General features: G+C 65.9%; 3 protein-coding genes. 1 reads left to right on the top strand and 2 read right to left on the bottom strand.

What is annotated here, in order from left to right; genetic code table 11:
• Together ACIQ39_RS18900 and ACIQ39_RS18895 are read right to left on the bottom strand one after the other, a co-directional pair.
• On the bottom strand, positions 1-1,556 hold a 1,556-nt coding region (locus ACIQ39_RS18900), incomplete at its 3' end, for an ABC transporter permease (protein ID WP_396436128.1).
• A gap of 5 nt (positions 1,557-1,561) precedes the next feature.
• Complete coding sequence (locus ACIQ39_RS18895; RefSeq protein ID WP_396436127.1) at positions 1,562-1,711, bottom strand: hypothetical protein; 150 nt, start codon at positions 1,709-1,711, stop codon at positions 1,562-1,564.
• A 165-nt stretch (positions 1,712-1,876) separates the two neighbouring features.
• Here ACIQ39_RS18895 and ACIQ39_RS18890 point away from each other — a divergent pair.
• Positions 1,877-3,763: hypothetical protein (locus tag ACIQ39_RS18890; protein WP_396436126.1), on the top strand; the 1,887-nt coding region annotated here is incomplete at its 3' end.

Raw genomic sequence — 3,763 nt, 5'->3', positions numbered from 1 at the left:
GAGCGTTGCGCGCCCGCGGCCAAGGTGACGGCTTCGGTGGTGACGGTGGCAAAGCGGCCCGCGCCCACATAGAGCGTGGGCAGGTATTGCGCCACGCTGACCGCAAAGCCCACGGCCCATGCCGAGGCGATGGCGCGTTGCAGCAATGGCCATTTCACACGCCACAAATACACCCAGCGGCTGTGGCCCAAGCTGGCCACCAGCGCGGCTTGGCGCGGGTCCACCGCCTGGTACGCGGGCACCAGCGCCAGCAGCACATAGGGCAAGACCATGACCGCGTGCGCGAGGCTCAGGCCCAGCCATTGGCCCTCCAAGCGGGTGTGCAGCGCCAGGCTGTACAAGCCCACCACCCACAGCACCGAAGGCAAGACCAGCGGCAACAAAAACCACGGCTGCAAGGCCTGCTGCCAGCGGCGCGGCGCCAGCTCCAGCCAAGCCACCGACCAGAGCAAACACACACTGGCCGAGGCCACGCCCAAGCCCAGCGTGGTCCACACGGTGTGGGCGCTGCTGGCCACTTGTTGCCAGGCATTGAGCGTCCACAACTCGGGCCACACTTGGGGGAAAGGCCACACGCCTGAAACACTGCCCACGGTCAGGGCGAACCAGACGGCGGCGTAGGTGCTGAGGATCAGCGTCCAAACGGCATTTGGCGGCAGAGGCAAGCGCCAACGATGGAACACAGCAGCCCGGTCTTCGGCTGTTTGTAGGAGCAAGCCCCTGCTAGCGAATTTCCGCGAGGCTGCGAGTGCTCGCAACGCCACCACCGTGACCACGCCCGCCACCAACACCGTGCCCGTCAACCACCCCGCCGCCGCCACGCCTTGCGATTGCGTGAGCAGATCGGCATCGCTCAGCCATTGCCAGGCCAGCACGGCCAAAGTGGGCGGTGTGGCGGGGCCGATGATGAGGGCCATGTCGACCACGGTGAGGCCATAGGCCAGCACCGCCAGCAGCGGCCAGCGCAGGCGCGGGGCCAGTTGCGGCCAGATGATTTGCGCAAAGGCTTGTGCGGGCGTGCGGCCCAGGGTTTGGGCCAGCGCGTATTCGGCTTGCCAGCGGCGGCGCAGGTCTTCGCGCTGCATTTGGGTGGCGGCCACCCACAGCAAAAACGGCACCTCTTTGAGCCACAGCGCCAGAATCAGCCCCAGGCCCCACGGGTCTTGTGTGGTGAACCAGGGCGGTGGTGCGTCAAAGCCCGAGAGGCCCGGCGACACCAGCCGCAGCGCCCAGCCGCTGGGCGAGAGCCACAGCACCAAGCCAATCGCCATGGCCGCATGCGGCGTGGCCAGCAAGGCCGGCAGATGCGACAGCCAGCGCCCCAGTTGTTGGCGGATGAAGCCGCTGGCCAGCACATGCGCCACCGTGATCCAGGCCAAAGCGGTCGAGGCCAGCCCGGTCCACAGCGTCATGCCCCAAGCTCGCCCAGTTTGCGGGTCGGCCCACAGGGCTTGCCAGGCGGCGGCGTCGAGCATTTGCGCGCCCACCGCCCACAGCGCTGCGCCGATGGGCACGGCCGCGATCAGCGCCAGCATCCACGCAGCGGAAAGGGGCAAGCTGCTCACAGACCCGCGTTGTGCTGTTGCCAGATGGTTTTGTAGCCCACGGCTTGGGCCAACCCCACCACTTGGCAGCGCTCGGCGTTTTGGTGGGGCAACGACACGGCGTCGCCCTGCAGGGTTTGGCTCAGTTCAAAAATGCGTGAGGTCATGGGGGTCTCCATTCGGTTGTGACCGAAGTATCAAGCAAACGGGTTGCGGCACCGACGGGGAAGACTGCCGTCGTGTTCTTGATCCTCTGGGAAAATGCCGCGTGGGTGGTCGTGCCACCCGCCAAATTCTCTGTGCATGCCATAAACCTGCTTGCCGAACCATTCATGAAGGAGCCCTCTGTGGCCAAGTTCAAACGCGCCCCTCAGGCTTACACCACGCCCTCGGGCCGGCCATGGCCGCCCACTGACAAGCCTGCCAAGGTGGATGACAACCCGCTGGACAAGCTCCCTGTGGACGAGGCGCGGGTACAACAGGTCTTGGACATGATGGTGCTGCTGTCGCAAAGCACCACGGCTGCCGAGATGACCCAGCTGTTGCGACTGCATGGCGACTTGGTGGGGTGGACGGGTTCGGTGACTGAAGCCAGCGTGCGTGCCCAATTGGTGGTTTTGCGCGAGCGCGGCTTGGTCAGCCCTGGCTACAGTGGCCGCCAAGAGTTGAACTTTGCATCACCGGCTTACCGCGAGAACGCGGTCCGGATCTACACCGCCGCGCAGCCCACGGCGCTGTGGCCACACATGGTGCAGCGCCTCACCGCGACTCGGCTCAACACCTGGGCGCCTCAGCCAGAGCGCGTGGCCTTGGGTTGTTGCGTGGTGCGGGCCCATCTTTGGTTAGGGCGCAGCGCGGCCGAGGCCGAGGCCATGCTTGCACCCCACGCACTGGCGAACTACCTGCCGCAATGGGCCGACCAGATTTTTGAAGGCCCCTGGTTGCCGGAGTTGATGGCCAGGGCCGACCCCTTGTGGCTGCAAAGGCTGTTGCTCGCGACCCTGGGCAGCATGGACGTCCCGCATTACCCCTTGGCTATCGCTTGGCTGGAGACCGAGATTCAATCGGGCCGCTTGGTGCCGCAACCCATCACGCGCCTGGCCTTGGGCATCTCCATGGCGGGTGACGCGCGCGGCGCGCAGCTCAGCGCCCTGCTGGGCCCGGATTGGTGCTCTGTGCCCGCGCTGGCGGGCGCCATTGAAGGCCTGCAACTGCTGCAAGCGGGCGACCACGGTGCTGCGCGTCAGGCCTTTGCGACCAATGGCAAAGCCTTGCGTGCGGCCAAAGTCAAATGGGCCGAGCTGCTGCCCCCTTGGCTGCAGCAGCTCGAAGTGCTGGCCTGGCTGAGCAGCGACGACCACAAAGATTGGGAGGTGGCTCGCAAGCTCTGCGTGGCAGCGTCTGGCCGCCGCCAGCCGGACATCAACGACGGTATTTTTGGCGTGTGGGTTCAAGCGATTGATGCGCGCCTGGGCAAGTCGCCATGGCCCTCGTACTACACCGACCATTTGAAGCGAGGCATCAAAGCAGAATACCTGCTGCAATTGGCCTGGCTGGGCAAGCCTGCCGGTGAGCCGCCCAACGACGACAAGCTCGCCACCACGCTGGCGTTCCTCAAGAACCAGTGCCTAGGCAGCCTGCTGGCCCCCACGCTAGAGGCCTGCGAGCGCCTGGGCTGGCCCAGCGCTGAATGGGTTCACCCCTTGGCGGCAAGGCCCGCGCGCATTTTTGGGGCGCCGCCTGAGCCTTGGCGCGACGCCCTGCAAGCCATTTTGAACCTCAGCGCCTCCAGCGACCCTGCCGCAGTGGCCGACAAGCCTGCGCTGCAATGGGCGTGGAGCCTGAGCATCGATGAACAGGGTCGCCCGATAGACCTGAACATATTGGAGATGAGCACTGGGACGCGTGGGGCCGTCAAGCTCAAACCCCTGGGCTGGCTGGCAGCCCAAAAGCGCCAAGGCTTAACCGCCCGCGACAGTGCGGTGCTGCGCCACCTGCAGCGCCCACGCAACAGCACCCAGCCCGTGCTGAATATCACCGGCGCACTGCAAGCCCTGAAGGGCCACCCCCTCTTGATGCTGGAAGACGCGCCTCAGCAGTGGCTGGAGATGGTGCCCGCCCAGCCGCGCTTACTGGTCAAACGAGAAGGCGACGGCGCAAACGCCAGCTATCTGTTCGAGATTGACCCGCCCATCAACTTGAGGACATCGCCCCAGTTG

Source organism: Limnohabitans sp. (assembly GCF_044361645.1).
Classification (GTDB): Bacteria; Pseudomonadota; Gammaproteobacteria; order Burkholderiales; family Burkholderiaceae_C; genus Limnohabitans_A.
This window is presented reverse-complemented; position numbering and strand designations above follow the sequence as displayed.

Bases quoted from the DNA above. Each gene is read 5' to 3' on its own strand.
- ACIQ39_RS18895 (WP_396436127.1), bottom strand. From the start codon at position 1,711: ATGACCTCACGCATTTTTGAACTGAGCCAAACCCTGCAGGGCGACGCC.